This is a genomic window from Mycobacteroides franklinii, from assembly GCF_001853795.1.
Taxonomy (GTDB): Bacteria; Actinomycetota; Actinomycetes; order Mycobacteriales; family Mycobacteriaceae; genus Mycobacterium; species Mycobacterium franklinii.
This window is the reverse complement of record NZ_MLIK01000003.1, coordinates 68,403-91,717: the sequence shown is the minus strand read 5'-3', so window position 1 is coordinate 91,717 and position 23,315 is coordinate 68,403. Positions and strand designations below refer to the sequence as shown.

32 protein-coding genes are annotated in these 23,315 nt (G+C 61.9%); 7 read left to right on the top strand and 25 right to left on the bottom strand.

What is annotated here, in order from left to right; all coding sequences use genetic code 11:
• The 6 genes from BKG76_RS00490 to BKG76_RS00465 form a co-directional block, all read right to left on the bottom strand.
• Positions 1 to 274 (bottom strand): carbonic anhydrase (locus tag BKG76_RS00490; RefSeq protein WP_330220030.1); only part of this gene is annotated, 274 nt, incomplete at its 3' end.
• Between the two features lie 516 nt (positions 275 to 790).
• Entirely contained in the window at positions 791 to 1,939 is a 1,149-nt protein-coding gene (gene dprA, locus BKG76_RS00485; RefSeq protein ID WP_070934983.1) for a DNA-processing protein DprA, read from the bottom strand.
• Positions 1,936 to 3,435: a YifB family Mg chelatase-like AAA ATPase gene (locus BKG76_RS00480; protein ID WP_070934981.1), complete on the bottom strand. Its 1,500-nt coding sequence runs from the start codon at positions 3,433 to 3,435 to the stop codon at positions 1,936 to 1,938. Before BKG76_RS00480 ends, dprA begins: the two co-directional genes overlap by 4 nt.
• A gap of 1 nt (position 3,436) precedes the next feature.
• On the bottom strand, positions 3,437 to 3,796 hold the full coding sequence (locus tag BKG76_RS00475; protein ID WP_070934978.1) for a YraN family protein: 360 nt from the start codon (positions 3,794 to 3,796) through the stop codon (positions 3,437 to 3,439).
• Between the two features lie 338 nt (positions 3,797 to 4,134).
• Positions 4,135 to 5,517: a cytochrome P450 gene (locus BKG76_RS00470; RefSeq protein ID WP_070934976.1), complete on the bottom strand. Its 1,383-nt coding sequence runs from the start codon at positions 5,515 to 5,517 to the stop codon at positions 4,135 to 4,137.
• Positions 5,514 to 6,395, bottom strand: a complete 882-nt coding sequence (locus BKG76_RS00465) for a hypothetical protein (protein ID WP_070934974.1) — start codon at positions 6,393 to 6,395, stop codon at positions 5,514 to 5,516. Before BKG76_RS00465 ends, BKG76_RS00470 begins: the two co-directional genes overlap by 4 nt.
• 83 nt (positions 6,396 to 6,478) lie before the next feature.
• Between BKG76_RS00465 and BKG76_RS00460 the strand changes: the two genes are divergently transcribed.
• A complete protein-coding gene (locus tag BKG76_RS00460; RefSeq protein ID WP_070934972.1) occupies positions 6,479 to 7,114 on the top strand; it encodes a TetR/AcrR family transcriptional regulator in 636 nt (211 codons plus the stop codon).
• 20 nt (positions 7,115 to 7,134) lie between these two features.
• Here the strand turns inward: BKG76_RS00460 and BKG76_RS00455 are convergent, their stop codons facing one another.
• Both BKG76_RS00455 and BKG76_RS00450 read right to left on the bottom strand, forming a co-directional pair.
• Positions 7,135 to 7,392, bottom strand: a complete 258-nt coding sequence (locus BKG76_RS00455; RefSeq protein WP_236737503.1) for a hypothetical protein — start codon at positions 7,390 to 7,392, stop codon at positions 7,135 to 7,137.
• A 130-nt stretch (positions 7,393 to 7,522) separates the two neighbouring features.
• On the bottom strand, positions 7,523 to 8,233 hold the full coding sequence (locus tag BKG76_RS00450) for a TetR/AcrR family transcriptional regulator (RefSeq protein ID WP_070935009.1): 711 nt from the start codon (positions 8,231 to 8,233) through the stop codon (positions 7,523 to 7,525).
• A gap of 231 nt (positions 8,234 to 8,464) precedes the next feature.
• On the opposite strand from BKG76_RS00450, the gene mbp1 reads away from it, so the two are divergent.
• From mbp1 to BKG76_RS24120, 4 genes are read left to right on the top strand one after another with little or no spacing between them, the layout of a single operon-like run.
• Positions 8,465 to 8,707: a microaggregate-binding protein 1 gene (mbp1, locus tag BKG76_RS00445; protein ID WP_070934970.1), complete on the top strand. Its 243-nt coding sequence runs from the start codon at positions 8,465 to 8,467 to the stop codon at positions 8,705 to 8,707.
• Between the two features lie 54 nt (positions 8,708 to 8,761).
• Positions 8,762 to 9,067 (top strand): GlsB/YeaQ/YmgE family stress response membrane protein, encoded by a 306-nt coding sequence (locus tag BKG76_RS00440; RefSeq protein WP_070934968.1) that lies wholly within the window; start codon positions 8,762 to 8,764, stop codon positions 9,065 to 9,067.
• Positions 9,068 to 9,108: 41 nt separating this feature from the next.
• On the top strand, positions 9,109 to 9,396 hold the full coding sequence (locus BKG76_RS00435) for a hypothetical protein (protein WP_083337860.1): 288 nt from the start codon (positions 9,109 to 9,111) through the stop codon (positions 9,394 to 9,396).
• Between the two features lie 13 nt (positions 9,397 to 9,409).
• Positions 9,410 to 9,826: a hypothetical protein gene (locus BKG76_RS24120; protein WP_083337859.1), complete on the top strand. Its 417-nt coding sequence runs from the start codon at positions 9,410 to 9,412 to the stop codon at positions 9,824 to 9,826.
• 32 nt (positions 9,827 to 9,858) lie between these two features.
• On the opposite strand, the gene BKG76_RS00425 is transcribed toward BKG76_RS24120, so the two are convergent.
• Genes BKG76_RS00425 through rplS form a run of 4 tightly spaced genes read right to left on the bottom strand, consistent with a single transcriptional unit; the run spans position 9,859 to position 12,457 of the window.
• Entirely contained in the window at positions 9,859 to 10,164 is a 306-nt protein-coding gene (locus tag BKG76_RS00425) for a DUF2469 domain-containing protein (protein ID WP_005056986.1), read from the bottom strand.
• Between the two features lie 10 nt (positions 10,165 to 10,174).
• Positions 10,175 to 10,846: a ribonuclease HII gene (locus BKG76_RS00420; protein ID WP_070934963.1), complete on the bottom strand. Its 672-nt coding sequence runs from the start codon at positions 10,844 to 10,846 to the stop codon at positions 10,175 to 10,177.
• Positions 10,847 to 10,857: 11 nt separating this feature from the next.
• Positions 10,858 to 12,072, bottom strand: a complete 1,215-nt coding sequence (gene lepB / locus BKG76_RS00415) for a signal peptidase I (RefSeq protein ID WP_070934961.1) — start codon at positions 12,070 to 12,072, stop codon at positions 10,858 to 10,860.
• A 43-nt stretch (positions 12,073 to 12,115) separates the two neighbouring features.
• Complete coding sequence (gene rplS, locus BKG76_RS00410) at positions 12,116 to 12,457, bottom strand: 50S ribosomal protein L19 (RefSeq protein ID WP_070935005.1); 342 nt, start codon at positions 12,455 to 12,457, stop codon at positions 12,116 to 12,118.
• Between the two features lie 266 nt (positions 12,458 to 12,723).
• Between rplS and BKG76_RS00405 the strand changes: the two genes are divergently transcribed.
• Positions 12,724 to 13,629, top strand: a complete 906-nt coding sequence (locus BKG76_RS00405; RefSeq protein WP_070934959.1) for a serine hydrolase — start codon at positions 12,724 to 12,726, stop codon at positions 13,627 to 13,629.
• Here the strand turns inward: BKG76_RS00405 and trmD are convergent.
• From trmD to BKG76_RS00380, 5 genes are all read right to left on the bottom strand, one after another.
• Positions 13,576 to 14,304 (bottom strand): tRNA (guanosine(37)-N1)-methyltransferase TrmD, encoded by a 729-nt coding sequence (trmD, locus tag BKG76_RS00400; RefSeq protein WP_070934957.1) that lies wholly within the window; start codon positions 14,302 to 14,304, stop codon positions 13,576 to 13,578. The two genes, BKG76_RS00405 and trmD, sit on opposite strands and share 54 nt — an antisense overlap.
• 10 nt (positions 14,305 to 14,314) lie before the next feature.
• Entirely contained in the window at positions 14,315 to 14,836 is a 522-nt protein-coding gene (gene rimM / locus BKG76_RS00395) for a ribosome maturation factor RimM (protein ID WP_070934954.1), read from the bottom strand.
• 4 nt (positions 14,837 to 14,840) lie between these two features.
• Positions 14,841 to 15,083, bottom strand: a complete 243-nt coding sequence (locus tag BKG76_RS00390) for an RNA-binding protein (RefSeq protein ID WP_005081564.1) — start codon at positions 15,081 to 15,083, stop codon at positions 14,841 to 14,843.
• An 8-nt stretch (positions 15,084 to 15,091) separates the two neighbouring features.
• The gene (rpsP, locus tag BKG76_RS00385) at positions 15,092 to 15,577 is read right to left on the bottom strand and encodes a 30S ribosomal protein S16 (protein WP_070934952.1); all 486 of its coding nucleotides are present in this window, start codon (positions 15,575 to 15,577) and stop codon (positions 15,092 to 15,094) included.
• A 231-nt stretch (positions 15,578 to 15,808) separates the two neighbouring features.
• The gene (locus BKG76_RS00380) at positions 15,809 to 16,255 is read right to left on the bottom strand and encodes a nuclear transport factor 2 family protein (RefSeq protein WP_070934950.1); all 447 of its coding nucleotides are present in this window, start codon (positions 16,253 to 16,255) and stop codon (positions 15,809 to 15,811) included.
• A gap of 11 nt (positions 16,256 to 16,266) precedes the next feature.
• Here BKG76_RS00380 and BKG76_RS00375 point away from each other — a divergent pair, with 11 nt between their 5' ends.
• Positions 16,267 to 16,674 carry a PaaI family thioesterase gene (locus BKG76_RS00375; RefSeq protein WP_070934948.1) on the top strand — a complete coding sequence of 136 codons (408 nt, stop codon included), beginning with the start codon at positions 16,267 to 16,269 and terminating at the stop codon, positions 16,672 to 16,674.
• Here BKG76_RS00375 and BKG76_RS00370 read toward each other — a convergent pair.
• From BKG76_RS00370 to BKG76_RS24115, 8 genes are all read right to left on the bottom strand, one after another.
• On the bottom strand, positions 16,671 to 17,690 hold the full coding sequence (locus BKG76_RS00370) for an LLM class flavin-dependent oxidoreductase (RefSeq protein WP_070935004.1): 1,020 nt from the start codon (positions 17,688 to 17,690) through the stop codon (positions 16,671 to 16,673). The two genes, BKG76_RS00375 and BKG76_RS00370, sit on opposite strands and share 4 nt — an antisense overlap.
• Before the next feature lie 479 nt (positions 17,691 to 18,169).
• A complete protein-coding gene (locus tag BKG76_RS00365) occupies positions 18,170 to 18,349 on the bottom strand; it encodes a hypothetical protein (RefSeq protein WP_070934946.1) in 180 nt (59 codons plus the stop codon).
• Between the two features lie 147 nt (positions 18,350 to 18,496).
• Positions 18,497 to 19,492 (bottom strand): hypothetical protein, encoded by a 996-nt coding sequence (locus tag BKG76_RS00360; protein ID WP_131815776.1) that lies wholly within the window; start codon positions 19,490 to 19,492, stop codon positions 18,497 to 18,499.
• A 58-nt stretch (positions 19,493 to 19,550) separates the two neighbouring features.
• The gene (locus tag BKG76_RS00355) at positions 19,551 to 19,979 is read right to left on the bottom strand and encodes a hypothetical protein (RefSeq protein WP_070934942.1); all 429 of its coding nucleotides are present in this window, start codon (positions 19,977 to 19,979) and stop codon (positions 19,551 to 19,553) included.
• 807 nt (positions 19,980 to 20,786) lie between these two features.
• On the bottom strand, positions 20,787 to 21,044 hold the full coding sequence (locus tag BKG76_RS25495; protein WP_070934940.1) for a hypothetical protein: 258 nt from the start codon (positions 21,042 to 21,044) through the stop codon (positions 20,787 to 20,789).
• Between the two features lie 63 nt (positions 21,045 to 21,107).
• On the bottom strand, positions 21,108 to 21,767 hold the full coding sequence (locus BKG76_RS25490; protein WP_083337858.1) for a DUF3558 domain-containing protein: 660 nt from the start codon (positions 21,765 to 21,767) through the stop codon (positions 21,108 to 21,110).
• A 199-nt stretch (positions 21,768 to 21,966) separates the two neighbouring features.
• Positions 21,967 to 22,602, bottom strand: coding sequence for a DUF3558 family protein (locus BKG76_RS00340; protein ID WP_083337857.1), 636 nt, complete (start codon positions 22,600 to 22,602; stop codon positions 21,967 to 21,969).
• A gap of 77 nt (positions 22,603 to 22,679) precedes the next feature.
• The gene (locus BKG76_RS24115) at positions 22,680 to 23,237 is read right to left on the bottom strand and encodes a DUF3558 family protein (RefSeq protein ID WP_236737501.1); all 558 of its coding nucleotides are present in this window, start codon (positions 23,235 to 23,237) and stop codon (positions 22,680 to 22,682) included.
• Between the last annotated feature and the right edge of the window lie 78 nt (positions 23,238 to 23,315).

Sequence of the window (23,315 nt, the reverse complement as noted above, 5' to 3'; positions counted from 1 at the left end):
CCGCCACCGCGTACTCGATAGAACCCAACACCGCCGAGTCGATCACCTGACCAGCGGTACGCACGATGAACATGTCACCCAGGCCCTGATCGAAAATGATCTCCGCGGCCACCCGGCTATCGGAGCAGCCGAACAACAACACATTGGGGTTCTGGCCATTGGCCAACTCGGCCCGACGCGCGACTCCCTGGCTCGGATGCTGTGGGGTGCCCTCGACAAATCGCTGGTTACCCTCTTTGAGTGCCGCCCAGGAGGACTTCGGATCAGATCCCATAATTCATGTATACCCTACCGGGGTATGGTGCGTATGTGACGCTCAACACAAGGTGAGAAGATGAGCCCAGTCACGAGACTCTCTGATATCTATCGAAATGCCATCTGCTGCAGACGAATTTGAAAATTCGCGTCACCTCAGCGCCGAGGCCAACAGTCCCTGCAGATCTCCCCGACATGCACAGACCATTCAGGACACTTCCATTCAAATATGCCTGGAATACGTTCATGACGCAACGAATATCAGCATATTCACAGGAATCATCCACCGCCGCAAGGCAATAGGCACCGGTCGCGATGCATGCTCAGCCTATTCGAAAGGCTTTCTGCGCCTGGGAAGTTCGGATGATCTGGATCTTCCGACTCCGACGTCAAAACCGAGCCCGCATCAGAATGAATTGATCTAATTGTCTCAGAAACTAGATGAAGACACAGTTGGCAAACACTGCCGCAGCGCTGGAAGCGCACGGATGCGTATGGTATTGCCGATCATGAATTCATCTGCATACCAAGGGGACTAAGCGCTGGCTCTGCGAACCAAGTTGGTGCGCCTGATTTTCCAGTCCCCCGCGGCCTCGACCACCAACTGCTCGAGCTCCAGAATCGCCAGCGCACCGCGAACCCGGCCCGTGCTCAATCCCGACTCACGAACCAACTCCTGCACCGTCGTGCTGCCGCGCCCGGGCAAGGACTCGTAGACACGTTTCTCGTCCTCGCCGAGGCCGTCAACGATGCTGGTAGGGCGGTCCGGATCGGGCGCGAACTCACCCAACCTGCCCGCAAGAGCGACCACATCCTGCGCGCAGACAACGAGCTGGGCTCCCCGATCGGCAATCTCGATGTGGGTACCCGCCGACACAGCAGAGGTGATCGGTCCCGGTACCGCGCCGACCGGCCGCCCCAACGCCCGCGCCCAGGCCGCGGTGTTGGCAGCCCCACTGCGCACACCCGCCTCCACCACGACGGTCGCCCCGGAGAGAGCCGCCACCAGCCGGTTCCGCGTCAGGAACCGATATCGAGCGGGTCGCACCCCCGGCGGGTACTCACTGATCACCAGTCCATGCCCGGCGATTCGATAGAGCAACCCGGAGTGGCCCGACGGATACGGCACGTCCACCCCGCCCGCGAGCACAGCGACCGTCATTCCGTCGCAGGCCAGGGCGGCGCGATGCGCGACCCCGTCGATCCCGAATGCGGCGCCTGAGACCACTGTCACATCCCGGGCCACCAGACCCGCGGACAGCTCCGCCGCGACGTGTTCGCCATATCCGCTGCACGCCCGGGTCCCGACGAGCGCCGCGGCCCGCGACGTGACCTCAGAAAGCGAGTGCTCACCCACTACCCACAATGCGAGCGGGACACGCCCGCTGGGCATCCGCTTGGTATCCACCGATCCGAAAGCCTGGAACTGCCACTGCGGCCATTCCGCGTCCGTGGGTGTCACCAAGCGTCCACCGAGACGCGACAGAATCTCCAAATCCTCACGGCTGCGGTCAACATCGTGCCTAGCCCGCACAATTGTCCGCACTTGTTCGGGGACATCCAGCCGCCGGACCCGCGCCGCGGTCTCCTGTGCTCCGAACACCGACACCATAGCCGCAAGTTCCGCGCTGGGCGCCTCGCAGACACGTGACAGGTAGGCCCAATCGGCCATTTCGCCGCTCATCGCTTGTCACGGAAGCTCAATGCGAGCTTGACGTCCTCGGTGCTCGGTAGATCGCGTCCGCCGAGATCTGCCAGGGTCCACGCGACACGTAAGCATCGATCCAGTGCCCGAACACTGATGAGACCACGCTCCATGGCATTGCGCAGCGGCTCCATCACCGCCCGCGACGGTCGAAATTCCTTGCGCAGCAGCGGCCCTGGCGCATCAGCGTTCACACGAAATCCGTAGTCGGACCACCGGCGCGAAGCCCGGTCCCGAGCCAGTAGGACGCGCTCGCGGACCAGCGCCGTGCCCTCGGCAGCGTCGTTGAGCGCGGCTTCGCTGACCGGGTGCATCCGGACCCGAAGATCCACCCGATCAAGGAGAGGTCCCGATAACTTGCCGAGATACCGGCGACGCAGCGGAGCTGGGCAGGTGCAATCACGCGGATTGGCGGGAGCACACGGACACGGGTTGGCCGCCAGCACCAGTTGAAATCGGGCTGGGTAGGCGACGACTCCGTCACGCCGTGCCAGTCGAATCTCCCCGTCCTCCAACGGGGTGCGCAATGCTTCCAGTGCGGGGGTGGACAGTTCGGCACATTCGTCGAGGAACAACACCCCGCGATGGGCCATGCTGACCGCACCGGGTTTCGCAGTACCGGACCCGCCGCCGACGAGCGCCGCGACACTCGAGGTGTGGTGCGGCGCCACAAACGGTGGTTCGGTGATCAACGGCTGCTGGGCCGTCAATAGACCCGCTACCGAATGGACCGCCGTCACCTCGAGCGCCTCATCGTCGGTCAGCGGCGGTAGTAGACCCGGTAGGCGTTGCGCCAGCATCGTTTTCCCTATCCCGGGCGGCCCAGTCAACATGAGGTGATGCGCACCGGCCGCTGCCAGCTCGACAGCGAAGCGCGCGTCGGCATGACCGACGACGTCCGCCATGTCCGGAATGTCGGCCTCTTGCCGAAAATCCGACGGCAGCACCGGATCAAGCTCGCCCTCGGTGCACAGCCATGCGGTCAGCTGACGTAGGGTCTGGACGCCCAGGACCTCGATACCCTCGACCAGCCCGGCCTCGCCCAGATTCGCCTGAGGAACCACCACGGTTGGCCACCCATCGCGCTTGGCCGCCAGCACCGCCGGTAGCACGCCTCGGATCGGGCGAACTCGCCCGTCAAGCGCCAACTCCCCTAGAAGCAACGTCTTTTCCAGTCTTATCGGCGGGATCGCCTTGTTGGCCGACAACACCGCGGTGGCCAGCGCGAGGTCGTACACCGACCCCATCTTCGGCAGCGTGGCCGGCGACAGGGCCAGGGTGAGCCGCGATGCCGGCCAGGTGAACCCGCAGTTGGTGATCGCCGCACGCACGCGGTCGCGAGATTCCTGCAGTGCGGCATCGGGCAGACCGACCAGGTGCACTCCGGGTAGTCCCGCACTGATATCGGCCTCTATCTCCACGGTCTGGCCAGTCACCGCCTTGACCGCGACGGAATACGCCCTCCCCAATGCCATCTCAGCTCACCCCGTGAATATGAGTGATCTCCGGTGCGGTCCGTCCTAATCGGACCTCGATCACATCGATGCGCACCGCCGACCATGAGCCACGCTGCGTAGCCAGCCAGATACCCGCAAGCCGGCGCAATCTACGCAGCTTGGTGTACGTGACCGCTTCCGCCGGCGTTCCGAATCTGTGGCCGGTTCGGGTCTTCACCTCGACAAAAACCAACAACTCGTCACGAGCCGCGATGATGTCGATCTCCCCGTGGCGGCAGCGCCAATTGCGATCGAGGATCGTAAACCCGTCCTCCCGTAGGTAGTCGGCGGCGAGATCCTCTCCGCGGGTACCGATCTGTGCACGCGTGGTAGTCGTCATGCCGTCACCATCCGCGCCAGCACCGACGCACCCTAAGCGCGAAGGCCGCACCAAGAGCAGTTATCCACAATCCGCCATTGATTCACAGGACCCAGCCGAAGGCGATACTTCCTGGGGGACCGGCAGCCGCTGCAACACCGAGAACACGGGCTTGGTCGCGTCAGGAGTCCCGCGCCTATGCGGGTACAACCCGAGCCGGATCGCACGTTTCCGATGGAGACGCTGACGCTGAGCAGACACCGCCCGGACAGTTCTACCGGTTCGGCGGGCAATCTCGCCGTCGGTCAGGACACCAGCCGTGACCAGCACAATCTCGAGCGACGACCACTGTGCACCCACTAGCGCCGAACAACTCTCGCGGGCAGCCCACCCTTCAAGCCCATCGACATGCGGTACTGGTGCCGAGGTTCATAACCCTTGGGCAACTCGAATCGGTATCGCTGATACGCCGTTGCGATGGTGAGAACCGCCTCGATATAGGCCATCCGCATCCCCAGACATAGACGCTGCCCACGCCCGAAGGGAACGAATGCGCGTAGGTCGGCTTCGTTGTTCAGGAATCTATCCGGGTTGTAACGGTTGGGCTCGGGCCAGAATCGTGGATCGCGCTGCAACGCAAGCGAGGAATACAGAATCGTCGTCCCTGCCGCAATCCGGTATCCACCCATCTCGTCATCGACAAGAGCAGTTTTGGGATTGATGACCAATCCCCCTTGAAGGCGTTGCGCCTCATCAAAACAAGCTCGAGCCAGCGGCAGCCTGGCCATATCCGCGACTGTCACGGGTTTCCCGTCCAAGCTGTCGACTTCGGCGATGAGCCGCCGCTCGATCTCCGGATGACCGGACACCAGCGCGAATGTCCACGCCAAGGCAGCCGCCGTGGTCTCGTGTCCACCAACAATCATTCCGGCAATTTCGACGGCGATCTTGTCGTTCTCGAGGGGCGAGCCATCGTCGTAGGTGGCATTGATCAACAGGTTCAGAATGTCGGTGCGCTCGGTGGGGTGGCGCCGCCTCATCTCGATGAGTTGGTCCGCACCGCCCATGATCATTTCGAGCATGCTGTCCATGCGCCGCTGAAATGGCCGGGGCACCCACGCCGGGAATGAGTACATGCCCACCCGTGCTGTCGTCGCCAACATCCCGAAGCTGATCGTCTTCTTGATCATTGACGCTTCCAGCATTCGTGGCGAAAGGTACTCGTCAAACATTGCGTTGAACAACACGATCAGAGCAAGCTTTCGGGTCATCTCCTCGATATCGAGATAGCCCTCTGCGGCACCGTGAGCGTGCGCCCAACTATCCACTTGCGCAGTGACCGACGCGGTGAACAGATCCCCCAACTCGGCAAGATTCTTCTGAGTGAAACTCGGTCGATACAGAGAACGTCCCCGACGCCATTCCGGATCATCGGCGAAGGCGAAGAAGTTGTGGCCCAGCTTGGGAGGCACCATCTGCTTGGCCACCATGTCCGAACGCCGATAGCGGTCAGGGTTCTGAACCAGTACATGGTCAACCCAATCAGGGTGACCGACGTAAATCGTCTTCACGAATGGCGTTGGGATCGAGACGATATCGCCATACTTCTGGGTGAGTTTCAACGGATACAGCCATGGGTCACGGATCAGTCGGGCCAGGGCGCCCGCGCCCTTGACACCCGAAGGCCCGGGCGGAATCGGCAGACCAGTCACGTCGGCAGGGCTAATAGTCGCAGAACTCATGCCGTCACCGCCGCGTGCTGAGGTTGCGGTTGACCGGACTCCCCCGCAGCCGCCACATCACGAATCCGGCGTAGTTCCGGTATCTGCAGCAGCAGATAAGTCGACAGAATCGATGTGACGATCACCGCAGCGGCGGCCAACCAGGTCACCACGATGGGTGCAGAAGACTGAACCGCCTGGTACGCAGGCCAACTCACGCCCACGATGTAGCCGATGGTCGTCGCAGGAATCAAGAAAACCAATAGCCAGATCCGAGAACCCTTGAGGTACTTCACCGCGTAGAAAATCACGATGCCGTACACCGGCAGCAGAGTGGTGTTCTGGACGATCGAATACAGCGGAACGCCGCCGACACGTGTCGGATTGTCTCCGTAATAGGAGATGACTCCCGTGAAATGCCAGATCATTTCGATGACGATTTCCGGAATGCCGACATACACCGCGGACAGCAGGAAGATATCGCGCAGGGACTTGCCTTGACATATGTACCGGTAGACGATGTATCCACCGATCGCCACGTAGGACGAGGCTCCGACAAGAATCCACGCCGGCATTCGTCGCCCCATCACCGTGTAGCCGAACCAGGGCGTGTCGTTGGCATAGACGATGGAACCCACCAGATCCCCCAACGGTTCGATATTGGCGGCGACGAGTCCCGCGACGAAGAGCACCAAAGGAAGCACCTGCCGGTGTTTCACGAGTCTCCACAGCACCCACGCCAATGCGGCCGCCGCGCCCCCGTACGCCAGTGCGATCGACACCCACGCGACCAGCTGGTTGGCATGAAGTTCCGGAGCAAGCGGTACTCCTCCTTCGCCAGGGAGGAGCACGCCCGAACCGCTATAAGCCCAGGTTGAGACCCAATCAAATGCCGTCATGTTACTATAGTTATCAAAATAGTCACATTAGTCAACACCTGACGTGCGCCGGCTCTGCGAAGCGAGGTGGGATCATCGAACACATGTCAGACACCGGCGCGATGAACTGGCCGGATGTCGTCGCTGCGGCGACAGCGGAGGATCCAGCCACCCTTCCCCCGTCCGACATCCGCATCCTTGATGCGACTGTCGAGGTCCTGGGAATCTGCGGGGAACAGCGTCTGACCATCGACATGGTCGCCGACCGTGCACACATGTCTCGCATGACGGTGTTCCGCCGCTTCGGCTCCAAACAGAACCTGATCGACACTGCCTATCGTCGAGAAGTTAGCAAAGCACTGCGCGATATCACCCAGTACGCCCTGAACACTGATACGACCCACAATCGCGCAGCGGCAATCGCCACGCGCATGGTGGACAACGCCTCACGAATTCCGGCCTTGCAGTGGATAATTCGTTCCGAGCCAGACCAAGTTATCCGGATGTGGCGCGACCAGGAACCACCGGGACAGCTGCTCGGTCGGGCGTACATCGCTGCACAACTTCAGGATGAACAGCTACATGATCCGCTGCCAGCCGCCCGTGCCGAATTCGTTGCGGATGTGCTTATGCGGATCGTGATGTCATTAGTTCTGGTACCTGACCCGGAGTACCAAAAGGCAGGTCTGGGCAACCTTGAGCAATACATCCACAGAGTCGTCGGGCAGTTACTGCTCTAACGCGGAGTCGCAGTAACTCACTAGTTCCACATCTTGACCGGGTGAACCACCGGCGCCACCTTGCCGATCGCGCCCGATGCGGGCCCCGGCAGGTCCTTTGAGTTGGGTGCTGACTTGATCTCCACATCGTGGTTCGCGGTGCAGACACCTTTACTTGTCGTCGACGGCGCACAATGCACCGGATTGGCAGACACGGCCGCGGGCGACGAGCCCAGCGGCACGGCTACCACAATTACCGGCGCAATCATGGCCGTCGCCCTCATCAGCAAATTGCCCATCGGCTGAGAATGGGGCACACACATCGGATCCGCAACTCGAACGACGACCCAAGGACGGCAATTCCCATGCAGATGCCCGGAATCTGCCCGATCCGAACGAATCACACAGGGCGACGTGCACCCTGCTGCACTAACGAGGTGCGCCGTTCTCCAGCCGGTCCAGCAGGGATTCCAGCGCCTCTTCGAATTCGGTTGCGCCGTGATCCTCGCTGAGTTGTTTCTGCATCCGCTGCAGGTTCGGATAGTTCGACAGACTGCGCAGCGTTCTCTCCGGCAGCTCGTCTTCGACGGAACTCAACGAGGCTCCGCGCGCAGACACCTCCAGCAGCAGCTGACCAAGCAGGAACGTCGTATACGCGCGGTACGCGGACACCGCGGTCCGATCATCAAAGCCGTAGGAGATCAGCGTGTCCAGGAACGTCTCCATCCACTTCATGCTGCGCAGCGGTGGTCGCACCCACGGGGCCTCCGGTGGCCGCGTCGCCAGTGTCGGAAACAGGTGCGGATGCTCGATCGCAATCGCACGCACACCATGAGCGAGCCTGACGAGATAGTCCTGCCAGCCGTCCTCTTGGCGACGGGCCGCCAATTGATCGTCGTACAGCTTCTCCACCAAGTGGTCCACGATGCCGCCGAGCAAGTCCTGGCGGCCGTGCACGTGGCGATACAAGGCCATCGCCTCGACCCCGCAGGCGGAACCAAGGCGCCGCATGGTCAGCTGATCCAACCCTTCACGGTCCACCAACTCGATCGCGGTATCGAGGATCTCGGCACGGGTCAGTGACCTCGGTCGGCGCCCCTCGGGGTTGCCGGCAACCTCTGCGCTTTCCGTCTCATCCAATGCGTCCGTCACTCCCACCGTGCATATCTGGGCTCGGGCCAGGACGGCGTTCCCGTGGCGGCTTCGCCGTCCACAAGACGGTACCTCGGCCAGCTGAACGCCTGGCCAGCACCTGTTTGTTTACGAAGTAGTTTACGTAGTACACAACCCTTGCTACGGTGGATTTGTTACCTCACGACGAGGTGACACCGGGCGGTTGCACCGCACACACGCACTGAAAAGGAGCGAGACATGAGCGATGACAACAGGGACAACGGAATCGAAGCCGGAATCAAGGGCGTCGTCGAAGACGTCAAGGGCAAGGCCAAGGAGGCCTTCGGCAAGCTCACCGACGACGAGTCACTGGAGCGCGAAGGCCAGGCGCAGCAGGACAAGGCCGAGGCCCAGCGCGAGGTAGCCACCAAGGAAGCGGAAGCAGAGAAGGCCCGCGCCGAGGCTGCCGTGCACGAGGCTCGCGAACAAGCCGAGAAGTAGCACCGGCCGCCGCAGCGGTCCGCCCCCACCCCTACAAAGACCAGGAACCTACACATGATCACATCTCTGGCTGCCAATGTTGCGGCAGCACACCTCGGCTTCGGCATCGGCTGGATCGCATGGATCGTGATCGGCGGGCTCGCCGGTTGGGTAGCCAGCAAGATCATGGGCACCGATGCTCAGCAGGGGCTTCTGCTCAACATTGTGGTGGGCATCGTGGGCGGACTGCTGGGCGGATTCCTACTGAGCCTGCTAGACGTCGGCACCTATGGTTTCGGCTGGATTCTGACCTTCATCACCGCGCTGGTTGGCGCATGCATTCTCTTGTTCCTCTTGCGCCTCGTCAGCGGCAGACGTTGACCAACAGCACATTCCAGCAGTCCACAACAGAAGGGGCCGTAGTGATTCCGTCCATATCCAAGAAGTTCGCAGCGGTCATATGCGCGGCGGCCGCGGTCTCGCTGGCGGGTTGTTCCAGCGTGATCAATCAGGGCGGTGACACGACGTGCAAGGAATATCTCACCCAGGACGAGAACACACAGAACGACGCGGTCAACAAGTGGCTCAAAGACGAGAACCAACAAGATCCCAGCGGTCTGCAGACCACGGCAGCACGGAACTCCGCCCTGGCCTACTGCAAGACGCTGGGCAATGAGAACAGCAAGATCAAAGAAGCCCCACACATCTAATCGGGAGCATCAGATGAAGACGCGAACAGTCAAGTCCGCCAAGGTTTTTGCCGGATGTGCCATTGCTTTGAGCGCAGCCCTGGCCGGATGCGGCACAAGCAATGACAACAGCCCCACAAGTACCAGCACGACGACCACAACCACCACTACTACGACGACCACCCCCGCGCCCAGCGGTGCACCCGAAGGCACGCCGGCTCCCGGCGTGACGGGAGGCGGTGGACCCAATGGTGGCTCGGGCGCCATTCCGGGTGGCCCGACCGGAGGCGGCGGACCCGACGGCGGCAGCGGCAGTATTCCGGGTGGCCCCACGGGAGGCGGCGGACCCGGCGGCGGCGGAGGCAGCATTCCGGGTGTCGGCGGCGGCCACGGCGGACCCGGCGGCGGCGGTGGATGCGTCGACAACGTGGGATGCGTGAGCATCCCGTAAATCACATAGGCCGAGCTGCGTCTGCCGGAGATCTACTCCGGTAGGCGCAGTTCTGGCTTGTCGACCTCTTCGATGTTGACGTCCTTGAACGTGATGACGCGCACGTGCTTGACGAAGCGTGCCGGCCGGAACAGGTCCCAGACCCACGCATCGGAGAGTCGCAGCTCGAAGTACACCTCGGAATCCGTGTTCCGGGGAATCACCTCGACGCTATTGGCCAGGTAGAACCGTCGCTCGGTCTCCACCACATAGCTGAACTGCCCGACGATGTCCTTGTACTCGCGATACAGCGAGAGTTCCATCTCGGTTTCGTATTTTTCGAGGTCTTCAGCGCTCATAGGTCTTCCATTATCCCCCCTGTGAACTTCCCAGCGCTGCATTGCGCACGTTCACGAACGATTGTCGATGCTGAGCCGAGGGTCCCAGACGCTGCAACGCCTCGGTATGGACGGCCGTGCTGTAGCCCTTGTGTATCGCGAATCCGTAACCGGGATGGTCGGAATCCATTGCCACCATCACCCGGTCCCGGCTGACCTTGGCCAACACGCTCGCCGCCGCGATGCACGCGGCCGAGGCGTCACCACCGATCACCGGCAGGGACGGCACCGGCAATCCCGGCACCCGGAACCCGTCCGTCAAGACATATCCGGGCTTGACGCCCAGCCCGGCCACCGCCCGGCGCATTCCTTCGATGTTCGCCACATGCACGCCGATCCGGTCCACCTCGTCGGCGGGCACCGACACCACGTGATACGCCTCGGCGTAGCGGCAGATCAAGGGAAACAGCGTCTCGCGCATCTTCTCGGTGAGCTTCTTCGAGTCATTGAGCGCGGCAAGGCTTTTGCGCTGATGGGAGCCAAGCACACAAGCGGCGATCACCAACGGACCTGCGCAGGCTCCACGACCCGCCTCGTCGACACCGGCGACCGGGCCCAATCCCACTCTGTCGAGGGTCAATTCGAGGGTTCGCAATCCGGATGCCTTGCGAATCACCGTACGTGGCGGCCAGCTGGTACTCATACCCGCAAGAACTAGGTCTGGGGATTCACCGTTTTGACGGCACCCCAGCGACCGGGCGGCCATGCGATGAAACGTGCCTTGCCGATGACGTTGGCCACGGGCACCGTGCCGATGTTGGGGTCACCGGTGCAGTAAATCTTGCGCTCGATATCGACGTCGAGTCCGGCGTCGCGATCCCGGCTTTGGCAGTGCGCGCGGGAATCTCCGCTATGTGTGCGGTTGTCCCCCATCATCCAGAGCTTGCCTTCCGGCACAGTGATCGGGCCGAACGGAAAGCCCCAGCACCCATCGATATTCGGTCCGATGGTCTCCGGGTCCAAGTAGGGCTCGTTGAGCTTCTTGCCGTTGACAGTCAGCCCCGTGTCCGGGCGGCATTCCACCGTCTGCCCACCCGTGGCAATGACGCGCTTCACCAAATCGTTCTCGTCGGGCGGCACCACGCCGATGAAGGAAAGAGCGTTCTGCACGTACCTGACGGCGGTGTTCGACGAGCGGATCGACTTGTAGTTGCCGTTCCACTCCGGCGGGCCCTTGAAGACCACCACTTCACCGGGCTCCGGGTCAGAAAGCCGGAACACCACTTTGTCGACCATGATCCGGTCACCGGTGCATCCACGGCAGCCGTGCAACGTCGGCTCCATCGACTCCGAGGGGATGAGGTACGGCCGGGCTATGAAGTTCTGCGTGATGCAGTAGAGCACCAAGGCGATCAGCAGGAGAACGCCGACCTCCCGGAGCATTCCGGATCCGCTGTCTTCAGCATTGGATTCGTCCTTGGAGTCCTCAGCGGGACTCTCCGCCTGCTCCGCCTCGACATCGTCGCGAACGCTCTCGAACTCTCCGAACGCCCGACGGGATTGGTCCAAGGTCACATCAGCGAAAACGGCATCCGCCTGCGGATCCCACGCGGTCAGTCCGGTCTCTTCTTCGATGATCTTCGCCAGCCGCTTCAAATGCTCGACGCGTGTATCGAATTCGTCCGACGTCGCACCGCCGTAGGAAACACCGATACCCACGCCGTCGGGTGCGTAGTTCACCTGCACGGTGGTGAGCGAATCGGTGAGTTCCCACTTGCCGTCCGAACCCTCGAAAACCTCGGGGGTGTTCATCTCGGCAATCAGCCGGGAACGTAGATCCGGCGAATCCTTCAACGGATGTTCGTTCTCCGAAACGTCCTCGAAGTTCTCGGGAGGGTGCTGACGTACGAAGTAGACGTCATAGGACACTATGGACGTCCTTCTACCGGGGCCGGGCCGTGTCCCGACTCGGTCAGCGCTTCTCCTTGATCTTGGCCTTCTTACCGCGCAGCTCGCGCAGGTAGTACAGCTTGGCGCGACGGACCGCACCGCGGGTGACGATCTCGATGTGGTCGATGTTGGGCGAGTGCACCGGGAAGGTGCGCTCGACGCCGACGCCGTTGCTCTCCTTGCGGACGGTGAAGGTGGCGCTCACGCCACCACCGGAGCGACGGAGCACGGCACCCTTGAAGACCTGGATGCGCTCCTTGGAGCCCTCGATCACCTTGACGTGCACGTTGACGGTGTCGCCGGGACGGAAGTCAGGCACGTCCTGGCGCAGCGACGCCTGATCGACAAAGTCCAGCGTGTTCATCGGTGATACATCCTCGCGGTCGCGCGGCCGGGTGGCATGCAAAAATGCACCTCGGCCGATCATTAGTTGCTTAGTTCTGTCCGGGTTCGCCGACATAGCGGTAGACAGCTAGTCAATTGTGCCAGACAGAGGCCCTTCCAGTGAAATCGCCCACCTGAGCACCCCTTGGGCAGGAGCTTTCCAGAAACTACTAGTAGGCTACCGTGACCGGAACACCCGTCACATGGGTAACAAAGCCAGAGTCTGACCGCAGAGGGGGTCTACGCATGCGCGGCCAGTATCTGTTTGCGGGCCTGATGCTCGCCGGAGCCACCTCACTGACCTCCGGATGTGTGGCATCGGTACGCAGCGACCCGGCCACCCCGGTACTGGCAGTGGTGAGCGCCCCCGCGGAAACTCCTCCCGTCTTCGAGGTCGACAGCCCGACATCATTCGAGTCGCTGCCTGATCGCGCCAGGACAGCAACCAACCAGGCCAAGAGCGCCGGCGCCACATTGACCGCGGTGATCAAGGACCGCGCCTCCGGCGCAGTCGTGTCCAACGGCAACAACAGCACCATCGCCATCGCCTCGGTAGCCAAGCTGTTCATTGCCGATGACCTGCTGATGCGCGAATCGCAGGGCGAGGTCACCCTCACCGCCGATGACCGTGCCGCCTTCGACCGGATGCTGCAGTCCTCCGACGACAGCGCAGCCGAGATCTTCTGGCAGCGCGGGGGCGGCAACTCGATCATCACCCGTGTGGCCGCGCGCTACGGGCTCGCCTCCACCACCGTGCCCTCGGACGGGATGTGGTGGAACACCATCAGCACGGCCAACGACCTGGTCCAGTACTACGACATGCTGCTCTCCGGCACGGGCGGGCTGCCTCCCGAGCGAGCAAACATCATCGTCGACGATCTGAGCCGCTCGACACCCAACGGCATCGACGGGTACCCCCAGCGTTTCGGAATCCCGGACGGCATTCCCAGCGAACCTGTCGCGGTGAAGCAGGGCTGGATGTGCTGCGTCGGGTCGGCGTGGATGCATCTTTCGACGGGTGTCGTCGGTCCCGACCGCCGATTCATCGTGGTGGTGTCGTCACTGCAGACCGCCAACGACGTGACGGCGCGCAACACGCTAACTCAGGCCGTCGCCACCATGTTCCCCGGCGGACGAATCGAAACCGAGTAGGTCCGGGCGCCGCTCAGCCGTGCGCTGACGCGACTGTTCGGTCCGCCAGGCCGCGATCTTCGCGTGGTCACCGGAGAGCAGCACCGGCGGAACATCTATCCCCCGCCAGCTCGGCGGCCTGGTGTACGACGGCCCTTCCAGCAGGCTTGCCAACCCGGCGGAATGCGAATCTTCTTGCGCGGAAAGCGCGTTGCCCAACACGCCGGGAACGAGCCGCAGTACCGCTTCGATGATCACCAAGGCGGCGGCCTCGCCGCCGTTGAGCACGTAATCACCGATCGACACCTCGCGCACCCGCATCCGCGTCGCGGCGTCATCGGCGACGCGCTGGTCGATTCCCTCGTATCGCCCACACGCGATCACCAGATGATCTTCGGTGGCCCACTGGCGGGCAGTCTCCTGGGTGAACGGGTAGCCGGCGGGTGTCGGCACCACCAAAAGCGTTTCCGGCGTGCAGATCTCATCCAGGGCGTCTCCCCAGACCGTCGGCTTCATCACCATGCCGGGTCCGCCGCCGTACGGAGAATCGTCGACCGACTTGTGCACATCGTGGGTCCAGCGCCGCAGATCATGCACCGCGACATCGACCAATCCGGAGTCAATAGCCTTGCCCGGTAAGGACTGCCGTACCGGTTGCAGATAGTCCGGGAAAATCGTGACCACATCTATTTTCATGCCGGGATACTCACGACAGATCCAGCAGTCCTTCGGGCGGATCGATCTCGATCACCTTGTCCGCCAACGAGATCGAGGTGACGATCGCGGAGACGAACGGCACCAAAATCTCCCGGCGCTCGGCGCCGCGTACCGAAAGCAACTCCCCACCGGGAGTGTGCAAAACCTCGGAGACGGTGCCGACAGCGACACCGTCCACGGTCCGCACCGCAAGTCCTTCGAGCTGGTGGTCGTAGAACTCGTCGGGGTCCTCGATGGGTGGCAGATCAGTGGTGTCCACCATGAAAAGGGTGCCTCGCAACGCATCTGCCGCGTCACGATCGGATACCCCGGAGAACCTGACCAGCAACCGTCCGCTGTGCTCACGCACTGATTCGACGGTGAACTGGCGACTGCCGCCTCCACGGGGCAGCCGCCCGTTCAACACAGAACCGACCGCGAAACGCCCATCGGGATCATCGGTACGGATCTCCAGCGACAGCTCGCCGGTGACGCCGTGCGCCTTGGCGATACGCCCGATCACAAGCTCCATGGAGCTACCGGTCGGTGTCCACCACGTCGACCCGGATGCCGCGGCCGCCCACGCCCGCGACGAGGGTGCGCAGGGCGGTGGCGGTGCGCCCGCCCCGACCGATCACCTTTCCGAGATCGTCGGGGTGGACGTGGACCTCTACGGTGCGGCCACGACGGTTCGTCACCAGGTCAACGCGGACATCATCGGGGTTATCGACGATTCCTCGCACCAGATGCTCGACGGCGTCGACCACGACGGAACTCATCTGAGGTCCTATTCGCTTGCGGCGTCAGTGGATTCAGCAGGAGCCTCGGCGGCTTCCGCGGGGGCCTCGGCAGCTTCAGCGGCCTCGTCCTGCTCGGCCTTCTTCGGGGCCTTCTTCTTTTTCTGCTGGATGGCCTCGCCGGTGGGGGCGCCATCGGCCTCGGCCAGGGCGGCGTTGAACAGGTCCAGCTTGCTCGGCTTGGGCTCCTTGACCTTCAGGGTGCCCTCAGCGCCGGGCAGGCCCTTGAACTTCTGCCAGTCACCGGTGATCTTCAGCAGAGCCAGCACCGGATCGGTCGGCTGCGCACCGACGGACAGCCAGTACTGTGCGCGCTCGGAATCGATCTCGATCAGGCTGGGCTCTTCCTTCGGGTGGTACCGGCCGATCACCTCGATGGCACGGCCTTCGCGGCGGGTGCGGGCATCGGCGATCTGGATGCGGTACTGCGGGTTGCGGATCTTCCCGAGGCGGGTGAGCTTGATCTTGACAGCCATGACTACAACTTCTCCTTGAGTATCACGCGGCAATTCGGCGATACGTGCGGACGTGCACGATCCGGTTTTGCCTCGCGTGGGTCTGACCGCCGCTGGCCATGGCCAGCACGACGGACGGTTGCTCATTGTGCCAGAGCCTGGCCTACCAGCTCAAATCCCGCCGACACGCCGCACCGCGGCGGGTTCGTATCGCATCTGTCCGCCACGAGACGGCGGGTCGGCGAGGAGGAACTAGACCAGCCGGTTGAAGCACTTCGTCTCTACCCGGCGTGTCAACCGCCACCCGTGCCGGGTCCGCACCACCACGTCGTCGTACCAAAGCCCCAGAAAAAGCACCTGCTCGGTGTCCCCGCCCGGCACCATCGGGTTGAAACACAGGCTGCGCACCACCGCGGAGGACCGCTCCGCGCCGCCTTCGTCGTCGAAACGGATCGAGATGTTTCCCAGCATGTGCGCGTACATCGGAAATGCCGGAAGCACCTGCGCCAACCAGGCCTTGACGTCCGGGTAATCCCCGTCGATGCCACCCATCGCGCGGTAGTCGATGTACGCGTCATTGGTGAACACCTCGTCCAGATCGTCGAACTGGCGGGTGTCGATGGCGGTCGCGTAGTCGACCAGGAGCTGCTGAATCTGCAGGCGGTCGGAAACTTCGTCGAGAGTCCAAGCGGATGTCATAACTTGTGAGCATGCCCACTCGGACCGAAATCATCACGCAATTCGTCCCGAACTCGCCGCTGTGTCAGCATCTGGGAATCACCCTCACCGAGATCGGCAACGATCGCGCGGTGCTCGCCATGCCCTTCAAACCCGAGCTGGCTACCATGGGCCACACCGTCCACGGCGGCGCGATCGCAACCCTCGCCGATACGGCGGCCATGGCAGCGGCGTGGGCCGATGACGCGGTACCCGAGAAGTTCGGTGGCTCAACGGCTTCACTGACCATCAACTATGTCTCCGCAGCCGACGCGGCCGACCTTACCGCAGTGGGCCAGGTGGTCCGCCGCGGTAAGCGGCTATCGAACATCGAGGTCACGGTCGCCGATCCAGCCGGCAGGGTGGTCGCAAAAGCGTTGGCCACCTACAACTTTGCCTAGGCCGCCCCGGCCTCACCGAGAGCGAGCAACTCACGCACTCGCGGTATCACCTGGGTCCCATACAGCTCGACGTTCTGCATGCCCAGCCCCGGCTGCGACGCCTGGTACACCAGGCTGAACCTGTCCGCGCCGAGGCCGCGGATGGTCTTGGCCATCTTGGCCGCCACGGTGTCCGGTGAGCCGACATACAGCGAGCCCGACTTCACCTCGGCCAGATACTCCTCGTACCGCGGGGCAGGCCAGCCGCGCTCACGCCCGATGGTGGTGCGCAACTCCCGGAACCCCGGCCAGTACTGCGCGATCGCCTCCTCGTCGGACTCGGCGATATGCCCGGGGCTGTGCACGCCCAGCGGCATCGGCTCGGTGACCCCAAGCTGGTCCTGAGCGCGGCGGTACAGGTCCACGTAGGGCTCAAATCGCATCGGGTTGCCGCCGATGATCGCCAGGATCATCGGTATGCGGTAGCGCACGCTGCGAACCACCGAATCCGGCGATCCGCCCACCCCCACCCAGGCCCGCAGACCATCGGCGGTTTTGGGGAACACATCCACGCCGTCCAATGCGGATCGCAGCTTCCCGGACCAGGTCACGGGATCCCCCGGCAGCAGCTTGGCCAAGAGATCGAACTTCTCCTCGAAGAGTTCGTCGTAGTCGGCCAAGTCATAGCCGAACAGCGGGAAGGAATCGGTGAACGATCCCCGACCCAACACCACCTCGGCGCGGCCGTTGGAGATTCCATCGAGAGTCGCGAACCGTTGATACACCCGCACCGGGTCGTCGGTGCTCAGCACCGTGACGGCGGTCGCGAGCGTGATCCGCTCGGTCCGGGCAGCGATGGCGGCCAGCATCATCTCGGGAGACTCCCCCACGAATTCGGTGCGATGGTGCTCTCCGATGGCGAAGATGTCGACGCCTACCTGATCGGCACGCACCCCCTCCTCGACGACCGCACGGATCGCTTCCGGATTGGTCATACCTGCGGGGACGTCGGCGAAGGTGTCCAAACCAAACTTCACGTGATTTGTCATGACCATTAAAACGGACCGCAGTCCGTTTATGTTCCCGGGGCATTCCCTATGCGCCAGCCAACGCAGACTAAACCAGCCTGTGTCCGTGCCGACGCGGAACCTCCCGTCACACCCGCGACCAGATAGCCGGGGCTATAGGTGGTCAACAGGCAACCTGAGTACCTTGGCACGGTGAAAGGCCCTGCTGGCCTTGCCGCGATCAGAGCCGTGGGTCAAACACGACACCATCGATGGCACAGCTGTCACGATCGCTGACACCTTCGCCGCTCCGATATCACCGCCGCGCGATCAGGTGGTGTCGACCACATACGATGTCCGCGCCCGATACCCCGGCAGTGTGGCGCTATCCGCGACCGTGTCCTACCCACCGAGTGCTGATGGCTGCCAGATCGGTATGGACCTGATGCGAGTGGCTATCACCCAGTTCGCTAAGCGCGCCCCCACACGGAACCAGGCCTGTCACCCGGCTAGCCTCTTCGCACACGATCGTGTGGAATGTCGCGGACTCCGATACCCGCAACTGCGCCTTCACCATTGATGGCAGCCCAGAAATCCTGGTATCCCTGGAATACCTCGATCCTGCGGGGGAGAAAAGCCAGCCCGAGCACTTTGAAGTCGCAGGACACCAATTCTCCGGCGATCCTCACAACGGAATATTCAATGTCGTTGTGGGCCCTGAGTTTCCAACTGAACAAAAGCCCGCGTTCCTGCCATCGGAATCGCGGATTTGTCCAAGAACATCGACCACATCAAGTTGATCACAATGGCCGTAGCTGAAGACTTCTGACGATCAGTTAGCGGGGACAGTTTTCGAACTCGCGGCGCAGCTCGTCCTGCCAGCCCGAGGCTTGAGCGGCCGTGCAGCCATTGACGAGGACAGATATCGATCCTTCGCCCGGAACCGTGCTCTCGTAGGAAACGGGTTGCCCGTATTCTTTGAGGAGCTTGAGCTGCGATGTTGCGGCCTCGCGCGTCGACAGCGTTACGTGCACCGTGCTGGTGCGATCTTTGTCTGGCTTCATGACGAACTCAGTCTTAGTGGGCACGGTGATATCGGCGAGTTGTTCCCACAGAGCGAGGACTTTTTCGTCGGGCGCCCCGCCGTATGTGGTCAGTCCAGGGGACTCGGACTGGTCTGTAGCGGTGACCGACCAGCCGGAATCGTGCAGGTTGAGGAAGTCTTTGAGCACACGCCGGTAGGCCGTGGTGATCTCCCGTGGCTGGAAGTCCTGGGGCAACCCCGCTGTGCTGTCGGTGTCGGCGCGTTTTCGCAGCGCGAGTAAGAATCGCTGGCGAAGGTCGTGGCCGGCGCTCGTTGAGGTCCCGTTCACGGCGTGTGCGTACTTGCCCTGGATCATGGCTAGCCAGTCCTCGTACGCGGGAGTGGGAGGGCCGGGAATTGCGGGATCTACCTCCGAGGAGAAGCCGTTGCATGGCCGCATGAATGCCCCTAGCGCAAAGGGCATCTCGGGACAGGACCCCACATCCAAGACCACGTGATAGTGACTGTATCCGGTGTCATACACCTTGCGGGTGAACGTCTTCCAAATCTCGGACAGCTCTGAGCCGGTGACATCGGGACGGGGATGAACCTTCAGATAAAACGACGGCTCCTTGAACGCCACGATCGGATTGCTGTGCTCGTCGTACGAGGTGCCGTCGACGCCCGGTAGGTTCCTGATCTCTTGGGAGATCTGCGCTGATTCTTCAGCGCGATTGGGTGAGCATCCCGCGGACATCAATACGCCGACCACCCAGGCGATCACCCAGTATTTGCGCACTGCGTTCATCAGCAGATTATGCAGCGTGGGTCGCGTCACGGGAGAGATGTAAGCCACTATGCAACACTCATTCAGTGATCATCTCTGTGGCGATCTGGAAGCCGCATACCGCTATGTATCCCAGTGCGACCACTATGGCAGCAATCAATGCGCAGCGAGCGACGAATTGGCTTGCAGGCGAGGCTCTCCTGACACCATCAACCGCCAGCCCAACAGCGAAGGCCGCTGCGAGGGAGCCGGCCAGACTGCATTGGATTCCCCAGAGGGTTGCCTGATAGATTTGTTCAAAGTATGTTCGATGATCGTTGCTGGTCCCGCTCAATGCCTTAGCGGTGAACACATCGCCGAGATGCCGAAACCCCCAATGCATTCCAAACAGAAGCGTCGCAACAGCGGTGGCGAAGATCGACAGTCGCGTTACCAGTTTTCCAGCGGCATCGCGCTGCTCGGGCCGTGCACCTGGTCGCCAAGCCTGCTGGCCTTCAGGAACTGTCATGTCGCATCCCCCGTCTGTGTGGTCTCGATGACTGCCGCTTCTCACAGCTTCATCGCAGCGAGGTGAGTCACCACTTGGTTTTCACCGATAACAGCCTATGCGCCAGTCCAGCGGCGCGGCGCCTATCATGCTCACGAAGGGCCACAAGATCGTGTTCTGGAACTTCTAGGCCACAGAGCCACTCATGTGCGCGGTGCCGACGTCTGCTGACCTGGTTTTGCGTGCTCAAAGCTCCGCAATATACGGGCGCCAACACAGGCCCGTCGGTCACCCACGGTCTTGTGATCGCGGCGCCCAGGAGCTGGGTGTTTTAGCTTTGCGCATATCGCGTCAGGGAGTTCGCAGGCATAGTTGTTTGGCTCTGCAATACTGTTTGCTGTGCAGATGCGGATGGTCGAGTTGCCCTGGTGGGCGCGGCTGGGTGGCCAGCCAGAACGTATCTACTGTGGCCCCTTGCGCGAGGACGAATAGGCTAGGCCGTGAAGAGGCAGCTTGTAGGGTTCGCGGGGCGTTCACATCGGGTCGTGTTAGCGGGATCTGATGATGGGGTTCAGGGTTCGACAGTGGAAACCGAAATGATGTGTGTGGTGGGGATCAATGCCGCGGGAATCCCCCACGAATGAGGCGCAACTCTTCTCGACAATGCCCACTACCCTTATGAAACCTCTCCCCTCCACGGCAGCCTGCCAACCCAATCCAACACCACCCGCCGACTACGCCAGCTCCACCGACCCCAGCACCTCGCGACAAGGTGAAAACCCTGCTGACCCTAGACCTTGATCTGGACAGGTCTCATCGGGCGCGCAATTACTTCCGACGCAGCGCATCGAAAGACTCAAGTGGCGTACGCCGCCCGGATTCCCATGCCTCTAGCGCTTGATCCGGACTGACATCGGAAGCAAAGAAGAGCGCCAATAGATCGGGGCCAATCAGTGCCGATCCGACACCACGAATGTCGCTGGAAACACAGATAATTCCGTCGCGAACTTCGTGAGCGCGCTGCGCTGCGGTACCCAGATCCATGTTCAGGCACTTGGCGGCGACGGCAACCTGTTCCGCTGTCATTTCTTCAAAACCCCCATATACCAATCAGTCACGCGGTGGCTCGGAAAATCCATGGCAGGTACCTCACTGAGGCAATCGTCCGGCGACTGCGGTCGCCACATCAGTGGCCTTGTCACACGCGTCATGAATGTCGCTGCGAGCCTGATCCGCGATGCGGACAGTGAAGAACACGACAGCCTGTTGACTTGGCAGGACGATTTGACATTGCTCCTGCCTTCCGTCGAAAGAGAACATCACGCCAGGCAGCCCTGCGATTGCGACGGGCTCTTGCAGCTTGAGTCTGGTGTCCGGCTGTCGGTACTTTGAAACGGATGCGTTGAGTACGTCAATCGTTAGCGACCACTGCCGGTCTGTCTGTAGCCATCGACAGCCGCGTATCTGGTTCTGCAATTCGATACTTACGTCGACCACGTTCGCTGGATCAACACCCCAACTACGTAGCTCGTTGGCGGTAAATCTGGTGCACGGTTCGAACGTCGTCCCATCCGAGTGTTCATCCGGTGTTGGATGGGGCGCAGGCAACGTGTACGGGACCGTTGCCGACGCCGTAGCCGACTGAGACTCTGTGCCTGACGAAACCGAACGCACAGCTTCACCAGCCGTCGGTGCCGCGCATGCAGCGGCGACCCCAGCAACTGCCGAAATCAACACCACTACTGCGGCGTTGCAGATCTCCTGATGCGGTCTGGAGAAACAGTCTTCGTGCTCGACTTGCTTGGCCATATCTGCTGTCCCCCAGGCTTTCTACGGAATCTTCGGCTCAATAGTGGTCATGATTTGCACGGCCTGTGGGCGGACAAGGCGACACACGCCAGCATGCTGGCGATCTTCACGTAGGCGCTCATCGCGTTACTTCTGCCCCGGATCGGGCGAAGCCCGAGTCCTTGGCTAGCTTCTTGATGTTCTCGGCCGAGAGTTTCCCTCACTGCGGCAATCTTCCAGCGACCGCGGTCGCCACATCGACGGCCTTATTACATGCATCCGGAACCAACAGAGCACCCTCTCGACCACTGGTGACACGAACCGAGAAGAAAACAACAGCCTTCCGTGAGGGCAAAACGATATCGCAATGAATTTGGCGGCCGCTCGACGAGTTCACGGCCCCCGACAGCCCGCCGACGGTGACCGGTTCCTGCAGCTTCAGCAACTTGTCAGGCCGTAGGTACCTCTCAACTGAGGCATTGAGCACGTTGATCGTCAAAGACCACGATTCGTTGGTCTGCCACCACGCGCAGCCCCGGATCAAATTGTGCATTTCAACGCTCATGTCATCGACTGTGCTCGGGTCAACTCCCCAGCCCCGGAGTTCCTCCGCTGTAAAGGCAGTGCATGGCTCGAAAGGCGTCCCGTCGGAATGCTCATCGGGAGGAGGATGCGGGGCCGGCAAGGTGTACGGGACCGTTGCCGACGCCGCAGCCGACTGAGACTCTGTGCCTGACGAAACCGAACGCACAGCTTCACCAGCCGTCGGTGCCGCGCATGCAGCGGCGACCCCGACAACCGCCAAAGCCAACACTGCGAGTGCGGCGTTACCGCATATCCGACGCACAGAAATCATCGATCCTCATTCCTTGCAATCTGTTGTCACTAGGGGATTCTCGGTTCTATCGTGGTCATGATCTGCTTGGCCAGCGGTCACTGGTCATATCGTTGATCGGTCAGTGCAAGGGTCAGATCAACCTGGACGGTGGCGATCCCTTGTTCGGAAGGGAGTACAGCCACGCAGGTCGCCTGATTATTGCTATGAATTAGCCAGCCAGTGCGGGAGCCGATCGTGGGCGACTCTTTTCGGTCCTCGCGGTCGCACGGATTATCAAATTGTGATAACGATCCATTGCCGGCATACACCTTGAGATACCACTTGGAACCCTTCCAGATGCAACCACGAATGGTCTGAGCCTGTGGTTCCCCTTTGGTGTCGAATTTGGTCTCAGGCTTGAGTTCCCAGGATGCCGCCTCGGCGTCTGTGATCGACGCGCAACCGTCGAAGGTTGTGCCGGTGACGTTGGGGTTGGGTGCGGCGGTGGTTGGTGGCGATACCCCCGAGAGTGTGACGGGCGTGCGCGGTGATGATGTTCCAGCTGCCGGGGCTGCCGTTGGCTCGCCGGTGACAGCACCACTGCACCCCGCGAGGACGAGGCCGACCGTTACCGCCGCAATCGCTCGAACAAGCACCATGTAACCACCGATCATTGTTAAGACGCAACGGAATTGGGCGGATCCCGCTTGCCGGGATACTCGGCACGCTTCCGGATTGCCGCGACATTGATC

Bases quoted from the DNA above. Each gene is read 5' to 3' on its own strand.
- dprA (WP_070934983.1), bottom strand. From the start codon at position 1,939: ATGAGCGGCGAAATGGCCGATTGGGCCTACCTGTCACGTGTCTGCGAG.
- mbp1 (WP_070934970.1), top strand. From the start codon at position 8,465: ATGAGCGATGACAACAGGGACAACGGAATCGAAGCCGGAATCAAGGGC.
- BKG76_RS00455 (WP_236737503.1), bottom strand. From the start codon at position 7,392: ATGGGCAATTTGCTGATGAGGGCGACGGCCATGATTGCGCCGGTAATT.
- BKG76_RS00390 (WP_005081564.1), bottom strand. From the start codon at position 15,083: ATGAGTTCCGTCGTGGTCGACGCCGTCGAGCATCTGGTGCGAGGAATC.
- BKG76_RS00340 (WP_083337857.1), bottom strand. From the start codon at position 22,602: ATGATTTCTGTGCGTCGGATATGCGGTAACGCCGCACTCGCAGTGTTG.
- BKG76_RS00420 (WP_070934963.1), bottom strand. From the start codon at position 10,846: ATGAGTACCAGCTGGCCGCCACGTACGGTGATTCGCAAGGCATCCGGA.
- BKG76_RS00375 (WP_070934948.1), top strand. From the start codon at position 16,267: ATGCCCACTCGGACCGAAATCATCACGCAATTCGTCCCGAACTCGCCG.
- BKG76_RS00440 (WP_070934968.1), top strand. From the start codon at position 8,762: ATGATCACATCTCTGGCTGCCAATGTTGCGGCAGCACACCTCGGCTTC.
- rimM (WP_070934954.1), bottom strand. From the start codon at position 14,836: ATGGAGCTTGTGATCGGGCGTATCGCCAAGGCGCACGGCGTCACCGGC.
- BKG76_RS00360 (WP_131815776.1), bottom strand. From the start codon at position 19,492: ATGAACGCAGTGCGCAAATACTGGGTGATCGCCTGGGTGGTCGGCGTA.
- BKG76_RS00425 (WP_005056986.1), bottom strand. From the start codon at position 10,164: ATGAGCGCTGAAGACCTCGAAAAATACGAAACCGAGATGGAACTCTCG.
- BKG76_RS00405 (WP_070934959.1), top strand. From the start codon at position 12,724: ATGCGCGGCCAGTATCTGTTTGCGGGCCTGATGCTCGCCGGAGCCACC.
- BKG76_RS24115 (WP_236737501.1), bottom strand. From the start codon at position 23,237: ATGATCGGTGGTTACATGGTGCTTGTTCGAGCGATTGCGGCGGTAACG.
- BKG76_RS00460 (WP_070934972.1), top strand. From the start codon at position 6,479: ATGTCAGACACCGGCGCGATGAACTGGCCGGATGTCGTCGCTGCGGCG.
- BKG76_RS00355 (WP_070934942.1), bottom strand. From the start codon at position 19,979: ATGACAGTTCCTGAAGGCCAGCAGGCTTGGCGACCAGGTGCACGGCCC.
- BKG76_RS25490 (WP_083337858.1), bottom strand. From the start codon at position 21,767: ATGGCCAAGCAAGTCGAGCACGAAGACTGTTTCTCCAGACCGCATCAG.
- BKG76_RS00465 (WP_070934974.1), bottom strand. From the start codon at position 6,395: ATGACGGCATTTGATTGGGTCTCAACCTGGGCTTATAGCGGTTCGGGC.
- BKG76_RS00475 (WP_070934978.1), bottom strand. From the start codon at position 3,796: ATGACGACTACCACGCGTGCACAGATCGGTACCCGCGGAGAGGATCTC.
- BKG76_RS00470 (WP_070934976.1), bottom strand. From the start codon at position 5,517: ATGAGTTCTGCGACTATTAGCCCTGCCGACGTGACTGGTCTGCCGATT.
- BKG76_RS24120 (WP_083337859.1), top strand. From the start codon at position 9,410: ATGAAGACGCGAACAGTCAAGTCCGCCAAGGTTTTTGCCGGATGTGCC.
- BKG76_RS00380 (WP_070934950.1), bottom strand. From the start codon at position 16,255: ATGACATCCGCTTGGACTCTCGACGAAGTTTCCGACCGCCTGCAGATT.
- BKG76_RS25495 (WP_070934940.1), bottom strand. From the start codon at position 21,044: ATGACAGCGGAACAGGTTGCCGTCGCCGCCAAGTGCCTGAACATGGAT.
- rplS (WP_070935005.1), bottom strand. From the start codon at position 12,457: ATGAACACGCTGGACTTTGTCGATCAGGCGTCGCTGCGCCAGGACGTG.
- rpsP (WP_070934952.1), bottom strand. From the start codon at position 15,577: ATGGCTGTCAAGATCAAGCTCACCCGCCTCGGGAAGATCCGCAACCCG.
- BKG76_RS00480 (WP_070934981.1), bottom strand. From the start codon at position 3,435: ATGGCATTGGGGAGGGCGTATTCCGTCGCGGTCAAGGCGGTGACTGGC.
- trmD (WP_070934957.1), bottom strand. From the start codon at position 14,304: ATGAAAATAGATGTGGTCACGATTTTCCCGGACTATCTGCAACCGGTA.